We start from the raw sequence: 16,043 nt of genomic DNA, 5'->3' as shown, positions 1-16,043 counted from the left end.
GTCGGGAGACATGTCGTGGGGTGCGCCGGCCCGCTGAGGGGCGCCGACGGCACGGGGCTGATACACGTGGGTGCTTGCGCGTCGCGTCCTCAGCGCTCCTGGAGGGGGGCCAGCGCGGTGCTGACCCCGTCGAGAACCTCGTCCAGCACCCGCGCCGAGGTGGCGAAGTTGAGCCGCAGATACCCGCCGGACTCCGGACCGAAGGGTTCCCCGCCGTCGAGGAGGACCTTGCCCTGGCGGAGCACGTACTGGACCGGATCTTCCGTGAGCCGTAGCCCACGGACGTCGAGCCAGGCGAGGTAGGTGGCTTCGGGAAGCCAGTGGCGCAGCGCCGGCACCCGGTCGCGTAGTACGTCGTGGACACGATGGCGGTTGCGGTCCAGGACGGTCAGAAGTTCCTTCTGCCAGGGATCTCCGTGCCGCCAGGCCGCTCGGGTGCCGATGACGCCGAGGGTGGAGACGGTTCCGTACAGGTCCGGTGGCTGGGCGTCGCGGGTGGCCAGCAGCCGGTCGGGGCCGTAGTGGGTGACGGTGCAGCGCAGCCCGGCAAGGTTGAACGCCTTGGTAGCGGAGGTGATGGTCACCGTCCGTGCGGCGGCGTCGGGCGACAGGGACGCGAAGGGGATGTGCTGGTGGGGGGCGTGGCTCAGCTCGGAGTGGATCTCGTCGCTGATGACCAGCAAGTCGTGCCGTCGGGCGACGGCGGCGATCTCCTCGAGCTCGTCCCGGGTCATGACGCGGCCGGTGGGGTTGTGCGGGTTCACCAGCAGGAGCACCTTGCAGCCGTGGCGGGCCACGCCGTCGGCCAGCGCGGCGAAGTCCATGCGCCAGCCCTGGTCGGTCTGGATCATGGGCACCGGAACGGCGGGACGCCGCATTGTCCTCAGCGTGGCCAGGAACGGAGGGTAGTTCGGCGTCTGGACCGCGACGGCATCCCCCGGGGAGGTGGCCAGGTGGAGCAGGAGCTGCAGGCACTGTATGAGGTCTGTTTGTTCGCGGACACGGGATGGCGCGGCCTCCCAGCCGTAACGGCACGTCATGCGCTCGGCGAAGAGCCGGCGCAGCGGGCTGCCGTCGGGCCAGTCGGGATATCCCAGATCTCCGTAAGTGACGGCCTCGTGGAGAGCCTCGGCGACGGCCCGGGGGATCGGGTAGTCCATGTCGGCCACCCAGGCGGGCAGGACCGTTTGATCCACGCGGTGCCACTTCACCCCGGCGCGGTTGCGCAGCCAGTCCCGGTCGAGGTCGTCGAAGCCGGGGACGTGGCGATGGTCGGGGGCGGGGGCTCCCGGGGCGGGGGCCGGATGAGTCATCGTGCCGTGCCGTTCAGGAGGACGTCCCGGGTGATCTGTACCTGCCCGTGGTGCTGGGCGAGTTCCTCCAGTACGTGCAGCTGAACACCGGCGCAGGTCAGCGGGCGGTCGGGGCCTTCGAAGGAGACGGGCGGTACGTTGCGGGGCGCCGCCTGCGGGTCGACTCCGCACAGGTCGTCGCGCAGACGGCCGAACAGCGGGTCCACAGCACTCTTGAGGTCGGTGACCGTCCCGACGGCGGTGAACTCCGAGGCCCGGTCCCGGTCCACGGACCTGTCGGCGATGACGTGCCCGATCCAGTAATCGGCCACGCCCGTGCAGTGATAGGCGATCGCGAACGGGCTGTTCGCCCCGGTCGGCGGAAGCGCGGTATTGGCGAGCTCGTCGCCCAGTTCCTCCAGTGCGCTGATCATGCCGTCGAACGCGCGGCGCAGGAAGTACAGGTACTCGTTCAGTTCCATGGGTTCCTCGTGGGAGTGCTGGTCAGGGCCATGACGCGATCAGGCCATGGCGATGGGCCACGGCTGAGCGAGGACGTGGGTGAACGGGCTGTCCGGGCGACACGGCCCTCGGCGGGCGGCTGGTGACGATCGCAGGCTAATCCGGAGCTGCGTAACCCGTCAAACAGGTGACGCCCGCGAGACGCGACACCTCATGGACCGGTGCCCAGGGCCAGGTGTGGGGTGTGCCGCGACGTGGCGGTGACCGAGTTCGTGGGGCTTCAGGGCGCCGGGATGGTGGCGCTCGCGGCCGCCACGGTGGCCCGCCGCTCAAAGGTGTACCCGGATGATCGCTGCGCGTACGGTACGAGACGTCCCGCAGTCCGTCGTACGAACGTGTTGTCCTCACCGTTCTCGATGCGAAGGAGAGTCACCGCATGCGTACTGCTTCCCTGGGCGCCGTCCTCGGGCTGGCATCGGTCGCCTTACTGACGTCCTTGATTCCAGCGGGCACGACATACGCGGCGGGGACCGCCGCCGGACGGCCCCACTGCCCCCGCCTCTCTTCGTCGCTCGCGTGGTACGGCGACAACAGGGAGCGGCTTCAGCGAGTGATCGACGAGCACGGAACATGCGGCAACCCGCATATGCGTCATGACAAGCGGCCAGTCGCCGCCTTCGACTGGGACAACACCGTCACCAAGAACGACATCACCGACCTCGCCATCGCCTGGGCTCTCAAGCACGACAAGGTCTTGCGACCGGCACGCTGGTCCGACACCAGTCCCTGGCTGACCGAGGAAGCCGACCGGGCACTGACCAAAGCATGTGGCACGGATGTGCCCGCCGGTGCGCCACTGCCGACTTCCGCCAACACCGCCTGCACGGACGAGATTTTCTCCATCCGCAGTGAGGCCACCCTGATGAACGGCCACAAGGCATTCGCGGGAGAGTGGAACAGCCGCCGGACTCTTCCCCAATACGCCTGGGTGCCCCAGCTGTTCGCGGGCCACACCGAGGCCGAGGTCACCTCCTACGCGCGGAAGTCCCGGGCCGAGGCGCTGGCTGCGCCCGTCGGCGCCACGCAGCGGGTCGGCAGCCACACCCTGCACGCCTACGCTCGCTACAACCCGCAGATCAAGGACCTGATCCGGGTCCTGAAGAAGGCGGGCTTCGAGGTGTGGGTGGATTCCGCGGGCAGCACTCCGGTCACCAACGCCTGGGCGAGTGGCGTCGGCGTCGACCGCCAGCACACTCTCGCCATCCGCAACCTGCTCGACCGTCGGGGGCGGATCACCTACACCCAGGAAGGGTGCGGTGGTGAACCCGACAGCAAGGGCAAGGTCATGCCGTACATCGAGGGCAAGCGCTGCTGGCTCAACGAGAAGGTGTTCGGTGTCACCGGCCCTGCTGCCTGGAAACAGCAGCCTCCTGAGGGGCGCCTGGTGATTGGCGCGGGTGATGCCGACACCGATGTGACCATGGTCGGCGACGCCACCGGCGCGGGCCTGGTCCTCAACCGGAACAAGAACGAGATCATGTGCCGGGCCTACGACAACGCGGACGGTGCCTGGCTGATCAACCCCATGTTCATCGATCCGCTGCCGCGCAAGGAGGCCGCCTACCCCTGTTCCACCACTGGATACACCAACTCCGACGGCACGCTGGGTCCGGTGCGGCGACAGGACGGCAGCGTCATCCCGGACAAGGAGGACTCGGTCCACGGGAGCTGAGGGGTTGCCACGCGTTCCCTGGGCCCGGCGCTAGGTGCGAAATTGAACCTTCAACCGGGCGCTGTTCCCAGGTTGGAGCGTGCGGATCCACCACGCGCCGTCCTTCGATCTCGATGGGACGTGCTGACCCAACGTCGTCAGTGACGCTGCGCCGAGGTGAGGCGCTCGCCCAGAGTAGCGGCGAATTCCTCCGCCCGCGCCAGTTGGGTCCGCAGGTCCGCCACCCGCTGCCGCGCGGACTCCTCGAAGCCGCGTACGCGGTCCAGCAGATTCTCCCGCTCGCCGGTCGGCATCTCGGCACCGGTGTCGAGGCGGTCGGTGGCCTCCAGCAAGTCGCGCATCTGGTCCAGGGTGAAGCCGAGCGGTTTCATGCGGCGGATGACCATCAGGCGGGCGACATCGGTCTCGGTGTAGAGGCGGAAGCCGCCCTGGGAACGGGCGGAGGGGACCACAAGGCCGGTCTCGTCGTAGTGGCGGATGGTGCGCAGGGACAGCTCGGTCCGCGCGGCGACTTCGCCGATCTGCATGTGCTTGCCGTCCACGCCCGTGATCCTCTGGCCCTTCTCGTTCGCGGCGAGCCGCGTCCGCTCGCAGCCTCGGCCGACCTCTACCCTAACGTTAGGGTAGAGTTCTCGGCAGTGAGGCGGCCTGGCGCTGCTCTGCCGTTGCCGTGCCGGGGCCGATGATGCCCCCGGCGAAGATCTGATTCTTGCAGGAGAACCGCATGCGCGAGCCGGTGACGCCCGACGCCGCGGTCTGCCCGCCGTGACCCTCCACTCCTGGGCGTGAAGTCCGGCCGCATCCGTGCTTCCGCTCCGTCCCGCCTTCCAGTACCGGTCCGCGTTCCGCGCGGCCGTCCGCAGGGTGCCGACCCGGCCCCTCCACGCCGTTCCCGCACGTCCCCGGCCAAGGGGCGTGCCCGAGCACGAGGTTCCTCCTCCCTTGTATGGTCCCGCTGTCTCCTCGGCCGCGCGTCTGCGCGGCCTGAAGCCCGATTGGCTGACCGATCCGAAGGTCTGGCGCACCGAGGTCCTTGGCGGTCTGGTCGTCGCGCTGGCGCTGATTCCCGAGGCCATTTCGTTTTCGGTCATCGCCGGGGTGGACCCGGCCATCGGCCTGTTCGCGTCCTTCACCATGGCCGTCACCATCGCGATCGTCGGCGGACGCCGGGCGATGATCTCCGCCGCGACGGGCGCCGTCGCGCTGGTGACCGCGCCGATGAACCGTGAACACGGCCTGGGCTATCTGGTCGCCACGGTGATCCTCGCCGGTGTCTTCCAGATCGCGCTGGGCGCCCTGGGCGTGGCGAAGCTGATGCGGTTCGTCCCCCGCTCGGTGATGGTCGGCTTCGTCAATGCCCTCGCCATCCTGATCTTCATGGCTCAGGTCCCCGAGATGTCCGATGTGCCCTGGGCCGTCTACCCGCTGATCGCGGCCGGTCTGGTGTTGATGGTGTTCTTCCCGAAGGTCACCACCGTGGTCCCGGCGCCGCTGGTGTCGATCGTGATCCTCACCGTCGTCACGGTCGCGGCCGGGATCGCGGTGCCCACCGTCGGCGACAGGGGCGAACTGCCGTCCTCCCTGCCGGTTCCCGGCCTGCCCGACGTGCCCTTCACCTTGGACACGCTGACCACCATCGCGCCGTACGCCTTCGCGATGGCGCTGGTCGGCCTGATGGAGTCGCTGATGACGGCCAAGCTGGTCGACGACATCACCGACACCCGCTCCAACAAGACCCGCGAGTCCATCGGTCAGGGCATCGCCAACGTCGTCACCGGCTTCTTCGGTGGCATGGGCGGCTGCGCGATGATCGGCCAGACGATGATCAACGTGAAGGTCTCCGGCGCCCGCACCCGCCTGTCGACGTTCCTGGCCGGCACGTTCCTGATGTTGCTGTGCATCGTCTTCGGTCCGGTCGTCTCCGACATCCCCATGGCCGCTCTGGTCGCCGTGATGGTCATGGTGTCGTTCACGACCTTCGACTGGCACTCCATCGCCCCGAAGACGCTCAAGCGGATGCCCGCCGGGGAGATCGCCGTCATGGCGATCACCGTCGCGGTCGTCGTGGCCACCCACAACCTGGCCATCGGTGTCGTCGTGGGCTCGATCACCGCCATGGTCGTCTTCGCCAAGCGGGTCGCCCGCCTCGCCGAGGTCACCGCGGTCACCGACCCCGACCACGCCACCGTGGTCTACCGGGTCACGGGGGAGCTGTTCTTCGCCTCCTCCAACGACCTCGTCGGCCAGTTCGACTACGCCACCGATCCGAAGACGGTCGTCATCGACCTGTCCGCCGCGCACGTCTGGGACGCCTCCTCCGTCGCCGCCCTCGACGCCATCGAGACCAAGTACGCGCAGCGCGGAAAGACCGTCCAGATCACCGGCCTGAACGAACCCAGCGCCCACCTCCACGGCAAGCTCAGCGGCGAACTCACCGTCGGCCATTGAGTCCAGACATGCCGGCGCGGGATCAGGCGGCACCGTACCCGGAGCCGCCTCGGCCCGCTGGGGCGGAGGAGGCCAGTTCCTCCTCGGCGCCGGGTTCTCTAGCCGTGGAGGTGGCGGCGTAGGTAGTCGTGCCAGGTCCGTTCGAAGGTCGTGGCCAGGGCCGAGTTCGGGGCGAACATGTCCCAGGCGTGGAAGGCGTGGGCGTAGAGGTGCAGATCGACGGGCACGCCGGCGGCGATCAGCCGCTGCGCGAAGTCGATGTTCTCGTCACGGAAGACGTCGTACTGTGCCACGGCGATGAAGGTGTCCGGCAAGCCGGCCACGTCCGTGGCACGGCCGGGCGAGCTGTACGGGTGGACATCGGCGGCGCCTGTGCGGTCGCCCAGCACGGCTGCCCAGGCGTACTCGTTCTCCCGGCGGTCGTAGATGCCGAGGTCGACGATCTCGTGGCTGGACGGGGTCTCATTGCGGTCGTCGAGCATCGGGTAGTTCAGCGACAGCAGCCGCGGTCGGCGGTCGCCGCGGTCGCGGACCATGAGCGCGGTGGCTGTGGCGGGCGCCCCGCCGCCACTCGCCCCGGCGAGCCCGATCCTGTCCGGGTCGATCCCGTGCTCGGAGGCGTGCTCGGTGAGGTAGGTGAAGGCGAGGTAGCCGTCCTCGGCCGCTCCCGGGGCCCGGGTTTCGGGCGCGAGCCGGTAGTCGACCACGGCCAGCACGATGTCGAGTCGCAGGGCCATGGTCGCGGCGTACGAGTGGGAGGCCGAGTCGTGGGCGCTGCCGAGGACCTGCCCTCCGGCGTGGAAATAGAGAAGGGATGGGCGGGGCTGGTCGATGCTGCCGGGGTGGAACATCACTACGTCGAGCACGGTTGCGTCCTCGCGCGGGACGCTGAGCGTCTCGATCTTGACTCGCGGGTCCGGGGCGAGGACTGGGAGTTGGGCTCCGGCCGCCTCCGTCTGCGCGCGGAAGGCGGGGATGTCGGAGAAGTCCAGCATGGCGCCGTTGGGGCCCTTGGGTATGGCGTCCAGTGCCGCGGCGAGTTCGGGGTCGATGTCGTAGGCCATCGCCGTGTTCCTTTCCGGGATCAGAACAGGGGAGGCTGGCCGCTGCCGGCGGTGATGCCGCCGTCGACGGGCAGAATGGTTCCGGTGATGAAGCGGGCATCGTCGGAAGAGAGGAAGGCGACCGCACCGGCGATGTCGGCCGGAGTGCTGTAACCGGTCAGAGCCCGGCGCTGGTCGAACCGCTCGATCAGGCTCCCGGCGTCGGGGTGATCGGCGTGTTCCGCCCCGAGGGTCAGGGAGGGGGCGACGGCGTTCACCCGGATGCCCAACCGGCCGAGGTCGAAGGCGAGTCCGCGGGTGAAGTTCACAACCGCGCCCTTGGCCGCGTTGTAGGCGGTGAGCATCCGGTCGCCTCCCAGCCCGGACGCCGAGGCGATCTGCACGATGCTGCCGCGGCTCTGCTTCAGGTGCGGCAGCGCCGCCTGTGCGCCGAAGAAGCAGCTGTCGACATCGGTGCTCATGACGAGCCGCCAGTCGTCAAGGGTCGTCTTCTCGAAGTCCTTGCCCAGGCCCAGACCGGCGTTGGACACCAGCACGTCCAAGCCCCCGAACCGGTCCACGGCGGCGCCGATCATGGCCTGCACCGCATCCCGGCTGGTGACATCGGTGGCCACCGCGAGGGTTCGCTCCGTCCCGAGCTCGGCCGCGAGCGTGTCCAGCCGGTCCTTGCGCCGCGCCGCGAGGACCACGTTCGCTCCCTCTAGGGCGAACCGCCTGGCGATGCCGACTCCGATCCCGGAGCTGGCACCGGTGACGATCACCGTCTTTCCGCCGAATCGCTGTTCCATGCGAGATGCCTCTTATTCTTAGCGTCATAGACTGACGTTTTTAGCGTCAGTGTGTGACGCTAACTTACGTCATGGACTGACGCAAAGTGGTAGGGTCGATTCATGCCAAGAAGTGGGGAAGCGGTGCGTCGGCGGCTTCAGCAGGCCGCACTGGAACTGTTCACCGAACATGGCTTCGACCAGACGCCGGTCGAAGCCATCGCCTCTCGCGCCGGTGTGACCGAGCGCACCTTCTACCGCCACTTCGCCGACAAACGCGAGATGCTCTTCGACGGAGAAACCGAACTGCGTGACCTGCTCGTCAAGGCCGTCGCCGCTGTCCCGCACGGCATGAAACCGCTGCCCACCCTGCGCGCCGCCTTCCATGAGACGGTGCCTCTGTTCGAACGCAACCGCCCGTTCACCGAGCCCGGTGTCCGACTCATCGCCGAGACCCCCGCCCTCCAGGAACGCTCCCTGGCCAAGCGAGCCCTCCTGGTGAACGCACTGACCGACGCCCTGCAAGCCCGCGGCGTCGCCGCCCGGACCGCGCCCCTGTGCGCCCAGGTCGCCATGGACACATTCGCAGTCGCCACCCACCGCTGGATGGAGGAACCTTCCATCCCCCTCCACGACCAGCTCGACCAGGCCTTTCGCGAACTGCGCCTCGCCACCGCCGCTCTCAAACAGCCGGGACCCGACCGCCGCGCCATCGTGTGACCCCGGGGCGGGGTGTTCGGCGCGCTGCTGCCCCCCCGGTTGTTCGGGGATCTGTCGGTTGGCGGGTACGTGGCCGTGGCGCCGGCCATCGTGGTCGTCCGCCCGGCGTCGCTGCTGATCTCGCTGATCGGTACCCGTTTCGCGCGGCGGGAGAAGCCGGCGGCGGCCTGGTTCGGGCCGAAGGGCTTCGCCTCCGTCGTGTACGGGCCGCTGGTGCTGGAGTTCGGCATCCCGCGGAGTGAGGAGGCGTACACCGTGATCGCGGTGTGCATCGCGTTCTCCATCGCCGCGCACAGCAGCACGGACGTGCCCGTCGCCCGCCTCTTCGACGTCGAGGACCTCGCCGGCATCCCGGACGACGATGACGAGAACGGCCACCATGTGGGCAGGGAGAAGCAGACCGCCGGAGTGGCCCGGGCGGCGCCCCGAGTGGAGGAAGATGGCGATGCGCGCACGTGATCTGGCCGTGGAGTACGAGTCGGTCCGCGTCGACGACGACGCGCTGGAGGCGGCCGGCTTCATGGCCGAGCACCAACTGCCGGGGCTGCTGGTCCTGGACCGCGACGGCGAGCCGAAGGCGATCCTGCCCGCCTCCCAGGTGATCAAGGCACTGGTCCCGGCCTATGTGATCGAGGACCCCGCGCTGGCGGCGGTCATCGACGAGAAACACGCCGACCGGCTGTGTGCGGCACTGCGCGGCCGCCCGGTGGGTGACCTGCTGTCCGACAAGGCGGCCCGGCCGCCGATCGCCGCGCCCGACGACACCGCCTTGGAGGTGGCCGCGCTGATGGCGCGGGCGCGCAGCCCGCTGGTGGCGGTGGCCGACCGGGACAAGGCGGGCCTCAATCTGCTCGGGGTGATCACCGCCTCGCAGCTCCTCCATCGACTCCTCGGACATGCGGAGCCCCATGAGTAACTGGCACAGCTGGGCGGCGATCGCCGTCTTCGTCGTCGCCTACGTGGCGATCATCAGCGAGCGCGTCCACCGCACGGCCGCCGCCCTGGCCGGGGCGGCGGCCATGCTCGCCATCGGCGCCACCGACGACAAGGCCGCCTTCTTCGACGAACGCTCCGGAATCGACTGGAACGTCGTCTTCCTGCTGCTGGGGATGATGGCGATCGTCGGGGTCCTGCGGCAGACGGGTCTCTTCGAGTATCTGGCGATCTGGGCGGTCAAACGGGCCCGCGGCAAGCCATTCCGCGTGATGACCATGCTCATAGTCATCACCGCCTCCGCCTCGGCGCTGCTGGACAACGTCACCACGGTCCTGCTGGTCGCCCCCGTCACCCTGCTGGTGTGCGAACGCCTTGCGCTGCCCGCAGCCCCGTTTCTGATCGCGGAGGTGATGGCGTCCAACATCGGCGGCACCGCGACGCTCGTCGGCGATCCGCCGAACATCATCATCGCCAGCCGGGGCGGGCTGACCTTCAACGACTTCCTCGTCCATCTCGCCCCGATCGCCGTGGTCCTGACCGCCGTTCTGGTGGTGCTGTGCCGGGTGATGTTCCGCAAGGCGCTGGTCTACGACGAGGAGCGTGCCGCCGAGGTGATGGCGCTGGAGGAGCGGGAAGCCATCCGGGACCACCGGCTGCTGTACCAGGGCCTGGGGGTACTGGCCCTGGTCGTCGTCGGGTTCGTGGCGCATCCGGTGCTGCACTACGCGCCGAGCGTGGTGGCGTTGCTCGGCGCCGGGCTGCTCATCGCCGTCTCCAAGGTGGAGACGGGTCAGGCGCTGAGCGAGGTGGAGTGGCCGACCCTGGCGTTCTTCGCCGGGCTGTTCATCATGGTCGGATCGCTCATCGAGACCGGGGTCATCGGGGAGGTCTCCCGCGCCCTGGCGGATGCCACCGGCGGCAGCGAACTCGGGGCCGTGATGCTGCTGCTGTTCGGCTCGGCGGTGCTGTCGGGGGTCGTCGACAACATTCCGTACGTCGCCACCATGGCTCCCATCACCGCCGACCTGGCCCATGGCTTCGGCGGCGACGGTGTCCATGTGCTGTGGTGGGCCCTCGCACTGGGCGCCGACCTGGGCGGCAACGCCACGGCCATCGGCGCCTCGGCCAACGTCGTGGTCCTCGGTATCGCCGAACGCAACCGCCAGCCCATCTCCTTCTGGCAGTTCACCCGGTACGGCCTGGTCGTCACCGCCGTGACGGTGACACTGTGCGCCGGATACCTGTGGCTGCGGTACTTCGCTCTGAGTTGATCACGTCGTGTCCGGGATGTGACCCGTGTTTCCACTCCCATTGCTTAGTCTCAAGAGATCTGTCCTGGCCTGTGCCGCGCGCTGATGGCAGCGGCACAGCCTCCACGCGACGCCCTCGGGAGTGTTCATTGGCTGAGGAGAATCATCCGAAGGACTCCCTGCTCCTGTCCGTTCTGCCCTTCGGGGTGATGGCGCTCGTGGCCGTGCTGGACCTCCTCTCCGGCCCCGGGGTGGGCCTGCTGCCCCTGGTGTCACTGGGGCCGGCCTTCGCCGGGCTCACGGGTGGATGGTGGCGCACGGCCGCCATCGGTGTGGTCGCCGTTGTCCTGTGCCTCGGACTCAGCGCGTTCGACGGCCTGTTCGGCACCCGCCGTGGTTTCACCGCGCTGCTCTCGGTGGCGGGCGTCACGGCCGCAGGGCTCGCGGCGGCCGTGCGGCGGCAGCGGCGGGAGGCGGAGCTGGCAAGCGTCCGGTCGATCGCGGAGGTGGCGCAGCGAGTGCTGCTGCGGCCGGTGCCGCGGGGCGCGGGACGGTTGCGAGTGGCGGTCTCGTACACCTCCGCTGTGGCCGAGGCCCGCATTGGAGGGGACCTGTACGAAGTGGTGACCTCACCGCAGGGAGTGCGCGTGATCGTGGGTGATGTGCAGGGCAAGGGGCTGGAGGCGGTGGAGACCGCGGCCGTGGTCGTGGGCGCCTTCCGGGAGGCGGCGTACGACGAGCCGGACCTCAAGGCCGTCGGTGAACGGCTGGAACGGGCCCTGGAGCGGCATCTGACCCGGGAGAAGTTCGTCACGGCCGTGCTGGCCGAGGTGGGGGACGGCACCGATTGCACCCTGCTCAACTTCGGCCATCCGGCACCGCTGATGGTGGGAGCGACTGGGGAGGCCCGGTACTTGGCGCCGCCGGAGCGGGCGCTGCCGCTGGGACTCGGCGCGCACGGAGCACCGGGCCCGAAGCCGTACCAGGTGTCCTTCGCATCGGGTGACCAGGTGCTCTTCTACACCGACGGGGTGACCGAAGCCCGTGACCCCTTTGGGGACTTCTATCCGCTGGAGCAGCGGGTGGGCGGGCTCGCGGACCCAGACCCGGAGGCGGCGCTGACCGCCGTGCGGCAGGACCTGATGGAGCATGTGGAGGGCCCGTTACAGGACGACGCCGCGATGCTGCTGCTCCGCCATCGCGACGGCTGACCAAGGACCGGGGCGGTGCGGGGCGGGCAGATGAGACCTCTCTGCCCGCCCGGCGCGCACCTGCCGTCCGCCCTGCCATGGGTGCGGGTGTCAGAAGGTGGAGGCGATGTCGTCGTAGGTGGCCTCGTCGATCAGGCCGGAGTCGTCGAGGACGTTCTGGTGGTCCAGGACGGTGAGGTTGACCTCGGAGGCGAACCGGCGCATCACGGAGTTCTTGGTGCTGGCGCGGACCTGGGCGATGGTGACGAAGATCTTGCCGTGGGTGCCGCGGAGGATGTTGGCGAACTTCTTGTCGAAGTCGGCGCCCTGGGCGTTCTCCAGGGTGCGGACGAAGCCCTGTTGCTCGGTGCTGGCCTCGTCCGGGATGGAGACGTTCAGTGCCTCGGCGGTGTTGCGGACGAACTCATCCAGCTTGGAGTGTCCGTCCATGACGTGCATCCCGGCACGTTTGACGGCCTCGCTGGTGGCATGGGTCTGGGCGAGCCGGCCGGCCGGGGCCTCCCACAGGTTGGCCTGCCGCACCTTCACCAGGAACTCCATGTCCAGCTTGCTCACCGGGCCGGCCGTGGTGACGACGTCACCGGGGGCGGCCGGTTTGGCGCTGGGGAAGCTCGCCGAGGAGTTCTCGGTGGCGTTCGCATCGCCTCGGGTGGCCCAGACGATGGCTCCGGCGATGACGGCCAGAGCGACGAGCAGGACGCCCGCGATGGTGAGATTGCGTGAGCGGCCGGGTACTGACCGGGCGTGAGCGGTCATGGTGCCTCCTGGAACGGGAGTGCGCCCGCCCGCTGGGAGACGGACGCGAGCGTCGTGGCACGCAGAACGCTAGGCATTTAGACACTGCAAAATTTGCACTTTGATTAAGGGTGCGGAACCGATGGCGGGAGTCCCCCCGATCCGCTACAGTCCCGCTGCCAGTTGACCTCGTAGCGCACGGTGCCACCGGCAATCAGGGGTGCTTTTGAGGCACCGCCTTCGAACAGTCCGTGCGGTTCGGTCTGAGCACCCTCACGTGATGTCCTTCCCCGGGATGACGCCCGATGAGTATCTTGAGCCCATGCAACGTTTGCATGGTCGAAGTAGGCTGCGGAGGGCGGTGTTCCGTGCGCCGATTCCGCTCTACCGGTGGCATCTGGGGTGGTTGCTGGGCGGTCGGATGCTGCTGCTCACCCATACCGGCCGCACGAGTGGGCTGTCGCGGCAGGTGGTTCTGGAAGTGACGGGCCGGGACCCGCGGACCGGCGCGTACCACCTCGCCTCCGGTTTCGGTCCGGGCGCGCAGTGGTACCGCAACATCCAGCACACTCCGCGAGTCACGATCCAGGTCGGGCGGCGCAGGATGGCGGCGGTGGCGCGGCCGCTGGGCCCGGAGGAGTCCGGACGCCTGATGGCCGTTTACGCCCTGCGGCATCCGCGCCTGGCCCGTGGGCTGATGCGGATGTGCGGCCTGAAGACCGACGGCAGCGCGGAGGACTACCACCGCATCGGGCGTGACCACATTCCCTTCGTCCGGGTCCTGCCCGACCAGGGGCCCGTAAGCCGGTGAAGAGGGGACGCGGTGCCGAGTGGGAGACGGGCTGGGGCGCGGCTGGCTATCCCGAGCACCGATGAGCGGCATCGGGAGCGCGCTGTGGTGGTGGCGTGGGAGTGTGGAGGGCGTTGAGTACGGTCTGGTGGGTGAGCCAGCCGACGGGTTCGTCGTGCTCCGTCTCCAGTACGGGTAGCCCGGTGGCATCGGCGGTGACCAGGGTGTGCAAGGCCCCGCTCAGTGGCGTGCCGGTGGTCACCGTCGGGGGGCGTTCGGCCAGGTCGGCGACGAGGCGTGGGGTGGCGTGCGCGTCGAGGGCGGGATCGGGCTCGGTGAGCGCTTCGGCGACGGCGCGTGCGGTGACCACACCCGCGTACCGGCCGTTCCGGCCGGTGACGGGCAGGATCCCGTGGCCGGAGCGGGCGATCACGTCGGCGGCGTCCTCCAGCGGCAGCGTGCCGGGCAGCGGGGTGGGCGGTTCCGCCATCACCTCGCGCACGGTCGCGCCGGTCAGTGAAGGGGTCAGGCGCGCGGTGTCCAGCTCGATGCCGCGGCGGCGCAGTTTGAGGGTGTAGATGGTGTCGCGTGACAGCAGTCGGCTGGTCAGGGTGGCCAGGACGATGGCGAGCATCATCGGCAGGATGATGGAGTACTGCCCGGTCAGCTCGAACAGCACGATCACCGCGGTGATGGGGGCGCGGGCCGAGCCCGCGAACACCGCCCCCATGCCGACCAGTCCGTAGGCGCCCACCGCTCCCGCCGTGCCGGGCAGGAGCTGGTGAACGGTGGCACCGAACGCGGTCCCGGCCATCGCGCCGAGGAAGAGGCTCGGTGCGAACACCCCGCCCGAGCCGCCGATGCCGATGGTCAGACTGGTCGCGACGATCTTGCCGACCAGCAGGAGCAGCAGCAGGCCGACGGTGTACTCGCCGTCGATGGCGTTCTCCAGCACCGGATAGCCCACCCCGTACATCTGGGGCAGCGCGAGCAGCAGCCCGCCCAGCAGCAGTCCGCCGGCCGCCGGGCGCAGCCACTCCGGTCCGCGCCAGGCCCAGTCGCAGGCGTCCTCGATCAGATACAACACCCGGGTGAACGCCACACCGACCGCGCCCGCTACCACGCCGAGCAGCGCGAACAGCACGTACTGCCCGGGATGGCCGACATGGAAGGCGGGCAGGGTCAGGAACGCCTCGTCGCCCAGCACTGCCCGGCCGATGACACTCGCCGTGACGCTGGAGAGGACGACGGCGCCGAAGGACTCCACGGCGAAGTCCCGCAGGATCAGCTCCATGGCGAAGAACACCCCGGCCAGCGGGGCGTTGAAGGTGGCCGCGATACCGCCCGCCGCGCCACAGGCGACCAGCAGCCGTCTGCGGTCCTCCGGCACCCGCAGCACACCCCCGACGGTCGAGCCCAGCGCCGAGCCGATCTGCACGATCGGCCCCTCCCTGCCAACCGAGCCGCCCGACCCCATGCACAGTGCCGACGCCAGTGCTTTGACCACCGCGACCTGCGGGGCGATCCGGCCCCCACGGTGAGCGACGGCGTACATCACCTCCGGGACACCGTGTCCGCGCGCCTCCCTGGCGAAGCGCTGCACCAGCGGCCCGTACAGCAGCCCGCCGGCCACCGGCGCCAGTACCACGAACCACGGGCCGAGCCACGGCAGCCCCGGATGGGCGGCGTGCCCGGCGGCGGAGTAGTCGGTGTGACCCGACAGCAGCCGGGTGAAGGTCTGGATCAGCCACCGGAAGGCGATCGCTCCCAGTCCGGCACCGCACCCCACCAGCAGCGCGAGCGCTATCACACTCCCCTGCCCCTGCCGCACTCCGCCCAGCAATCGGGCCCGCACCGGCGCGCGAGAAGGAGCTCGCCGGAGACCGATCGTTTCACCGTTCATCTTTGCATTATGCAAAATAATAGGTGGAACGTACAGACGGTATGGCCGGGGCGGGGAGGAAGCGTGGACGGGGAACGTGCCGCCCGTACCTCCCGGAGCCGGCGTAGGTGGTCACCAGTTGGCGTGTGCGTGCACGCCGTTCGGCACCGCGGGCTCGCCGCCCGCTTCCGTGAACGCCTGTAGCGCATCGATCAGATGACGACGCTGACCCGGCGGCATGGCCTCGACGATGCGCGCGATCTCCTGTCGGCGCCGATCCGTGGCCTCGCGCACGATCCGTCGGCCGTCCTTGGTGAGCGAGATCACACTGGTGCGCCGATCCTCCGCGGAAACGCCGCGCGCGACCATCCCCGCCGTGACCAGACGATCGATCATGCGCATCGCCGTCGACGGCTGCACCTCCAACTCCGCTGCCAGCCCGGACAGACTCAGCGGCCCCCGGCCGTCGAGGACGACGAGCATCCGGAACTGCGGCAGCGTCAGGGATTCCTCCACCGCGGCCAGCGACCGGGCGGAGACGGCGACCAGCAGACGGGACGCGGTGAGCAGGGCGGAGACCATCGCCTCGGCATCGGACTCGGAAGCTGGAGAAGAGCGACGCGGCATACGCCCTTTCTACCCTCCCGACGCGCCGAACGGGGCACCGGCCGCCTCCAGGGACGCTGCGAAATCCCGTTGATCGCGGCTCGGGCTTGGCGAGGGCGTGGGACGTGGCGCTACCGGGCGAGTGGCC

At 69.4% G+C, this 16,043-nt stretch carries 15 protein-coding genes and 1 pseudogene; 8 read left to right on the top strand and 8 right to left on the bottom strand.

Translation table 11 applies throughout. The features are described from left to right. Window positions 1-89: 89 nt before the first annotated feature. Both LIV37_RS08445 and LIV37_RS08440 read right to left on the bottom strand, forming a co-directional pair. Window positions 90-1,313, bottom strand: a complete 1,224-nt coding sequence (locus tag LIV37_RS08445) for a MalY/PatB family protein (protein WP_020866686.1) — start codon at window positions 1,311-1,313, stop codon at window positions 90-92. Next, entirely contained in the window at window positions 1,310-1,774 is a 465-nt protein-coding gene (locus tag LIV37_RS08440) for a mycothiol transferase (protein ID WP_020866685.1), read from the bottom strand. Before LIV37_RS08440 ends, LIV37_RS08445 begins: the two co-directional genes overlap by 4 nt. Window positions 1,775-2,190: 416 nt before the next feature. On the opposite strand from LIV37_RS08440, the gene LIV37_RS08435 reads away from it, so the two are divergent. Continuing rightward, complete coding sequence (locus LIV37_RS08435; RefSeq protein ID WP_121825689.1) at window positions 2,191-3,486, top strand: HAD family hydrolase; 1,296 nt, start codon at window positions 2,191-2,193, stop codon at window positions 3,484-3,486. Between the two features lie 137 nt (window positions 3,487-3,623). Here the strand turns inward: LIV37_RS08435 and LIV37_RS08430 are convergent, their stop codons facing one another. Beyond that, a complete protein-coding gene (locus tag LIV37_RS08430) occupies window positions 3,624-4,028 on the bottom strand; it encodes a MerR family transcriptional regulator (RefSeq protein WP_020866683.1) in 405 nt (134 codons plus the stop codon). A 400-nt stretch (window positions 4,029-4,428) separates the two neighbouring features. On the opposite strand from LIV37_RS08430, the gene LIV37_RS08425 reads away from it, so the two are divergent. Then, complete coding sequence (locus tag LIV37_RS08425; RefSeq protein WP_020866681.1) at window positions 4,429-5,934, top strand: SulP family inorganic anion transporter; 1,506 nt, start codon at window positions 4,429-4,431, stop codon at window positions 5,932-5,934. A 98-nt stretch (window positions 5,935-6,032) separates the two neighbouring features. Here the strand turns inward: LIV37_RS08425 and LIV37_RS08420 are convergent, their stop codons facing one another. Together LIV37_RS08420 and budC are read right to left on the bottom strand one after the other, a co-directional pair. Continuing rightward, window positions 6,033-6,998, bottom strand: coding sequence for an alpha/beta hydrolase (locus LIV37_RS08420; protein WP_020866680.1), 966 nt, complete (start codon window positions 6,996-6,998; stop codon window positions 6,033-6,035). 20 nt (window positions 6,999-7,018) lie between these two features. Further along, on the bottom strand, window positions 7,019-7,786 hold the full coding sequence (gene budC, locus LIV37_RS08415) for a meso-2,3-butanediol dehydrogenase (protein WP_020866679.1): 768 nt from the start codon (window positions 7,784-7,786) through the stop codon (window positions 7,019-7,021). 102 nt (window positions 7,787-7,888) lie between these two features. Between budC and LIV37_RS08410 the strand changes: the two genes are divergently transcribed. The 5 genes and pseudogenes from LIV37_RS08410 (at window position 7,889) to LIV37_RS08390 (ending at window position 11,882) form a co-directional block, all read left to right on the top strand. After that, window positions 7,889-8,485, top strand: a complete 597-nt coding sequence (locus tag LIV37_RS08410) for a TetR/AcrR family transcriptional regulator (protein WP_121825690.1) — start codon at window positions 7,889-7,891, stop codon at window positions 8,483-8,485. 12 nt (window positions 8,486-8,497) lie between these two features. Further along, window positions 8,498-8,944: pseudogene (locus LIV37_RS08405) on the top strand (cation:proton antiporter); the annotation flags it as partial. Continuing rightward, window positions 8,931-9,401, top strand: a complete 471-nt coding sequence (locus LIV37_RS08400) for a CBS domain-containing protein (protein WP_020866676.1) — start codon at window positions 8,931-8,933, stop codon at window positions 9,399-9,401. The pseudogene LIV37_RS08405 and the gene LIV37_RS08400, both read left to right, overlap by 14 nt. Further along, window positions 9,394-10,692 carry an ArsB/NhaD family transporter gene (locus tag LIV37_RS08395; RefSeq protein WP_020866675.1) on the top strand — a complete coding sequence of 433 codons (1,299 nt, stop codon included), beginning with the start codon at window positions 9,394-9,396 and terminating at the stop codon, window positions 10,690-10,692. The genes LIV37_RS08400 and LIV37_RS08395 overlap by 8 nt, the downstream gene beginning before the upstream one ends. Window positions 10,693-10,880: 188 nt before the next feature. Next, window positions 10,881-11,882, top strand: a complete 1,002-nt coding sequence (locus LIV37_RS08390; protein WP_121826162.1) for a PP2C family protein-serine/threonine phosphatase — start codon at window positions 10,881-10,883, stop codon at window positions 11,880-11,882. A 90-nt stretch (window positions 11,883-11,972) separates the two neighbouring features. Here the strand turns inward: LIV37_RS08390 and LIV37_RS08385 are convergent, their stop codons facing one another. Then, complete coding sequence (locus LIV37_RS08385; protein ID WP_121825691.1) at window positions 11,973-12,638, bottom strand: DUF4142 domain-containing protein; 666 nt, start codon at window positions 12,636-12,638, stop codon at window positions 11,973-11,975. A gap of 340 nt (window positions 12,639-12,978) precedes the next feature. Between LIV37_RS08385 and LIV37_RS08380 the strand changes: the two genes are divergently transcribed. Continuing rightward, window positions 12,979-13,428, top strand: a complete 450-nt coding sequence (locus LIV37_RS08380; protein ID WP_020866673.1) for a nitroreductase family deazaflavin-dependent oxidoreductase — start codon at window positions 12,979-12,981, stop codon at window positions 13,426-13,428. A 46-nt stretch (window positions 13,429-13,474) separates the two neighbouring features. Here the strand turns inward: LIV37_RS08380 and LIV37_RS08375 are convergent, their stop codons facing one another. Next, window positions 13,475-15,214, bottom strand: coding sequence for a chloride channel protein (locus LIV37_RS08375; RefSeq protein ID WP_202979674.1), 1,740 nt, complete (start codon window positions 15,212-15,214; stop codon window positions 13,475-13,477). Between the two features lie 207 nt (window positions 15,215-15,421). After that, a complete protein-coding gene (locus LIV37_RS08370; RefSeq protein ID WP_121825693.1) occupies window positions 15,422-15,916 on the bottom strand; it encodes a MarR family winged helix-turn-helix transcriptional regulator in 495 nt (164 codons plus the stop codon). Window positions 15,917-16,043 lie beyond the last annotated feature (127 nt).

The organism is Streptomyces rapamycinicus NRRL 5491 (assembly GCF_024298965.1).
Lineage (GTDB): Bacteria > Actinomycetota > Actinomycetes > Streptomycetales > Streptomycetaceae > Streptomyces > Streptomyces rapamycinicus.
The sequence above is the reverse complement of the archived record's forward strand: the minus strand, read 5'-3'. Positions and strand labels throughout refer to the sequence as shown.